The organism is Escherichia sp. GZ89, from assembly GCF_019366485.1.
In the GTDB taxonomy this organism is placed as follows: Bacteria; Pseudomonadota; Gammaproteobacteria; order Enterobacterales; family Enterobacteriaceae; genus Escherichia; species Escherichia fergusonii.
Genome location: NZ_JAEOHX010000077.1, coordinates 1 through 528, shown reverse-complemented (window position 1 = coordinate 528; position 528 = coordinate 1). Strand labels below are relative to the sequence as shown.

Annotated in this window: 1 protein-coding gene; it reads right to left on the bottom strand. The window is 50.9% G+C overall.

Annotated features, from left to right (window positions below):
• Window positions 1-528, bottom strand: a 528-nt coding sequence (locus tag K0335_RS22295) for a head maturation protease, ClpP-related (protein WP_231825867.1), incomplete at both ends; no start/stop codon positions are given.

Here is a 528-nt window from a genome sequence, read left to right as displayed (position 1 = left end):
TGTGCCAGACATTCGGCACCGGACATCCAGGTCTCATCCGCCAGCATGGCAGCAATTTCATCGGTGGTTTTCCCGGTTTTCTGTGCATAAGCGGGTAACAGAACCGCCTCAACCTTATCGAGCAGGTCGGCATAGGTGCGCATGTCCTCCGCATCACCGCCCGTAAAGCCAAATGGTTTATGAATCATCATGAAGGTGTTTTCCGGCATAATGACCGGGTTTCCCACCATCGCAATGACCGACGCCATTGACGCCGCCACACCGTCGACATAAACGGTAATGGACGCACCATGTGTTTTCAGCGCATTAAAAATGGCGATGCCTTCAAAGACATCGCCACCCGGTGAATTAATATGGAGATTAATGTGGGTGATATCGCCCAGTGCATTCAGATCACTGATAAACTGCTTCGCTGTAACACCCCAGAAACCAATCTCGTCATAAATATAAATATCCGCGTCACTCTGGTGACCAGCCTGCATCCTGAACCAGGAATTATTCTTCGGACTGGTCGTCGGTGTGCTGCGG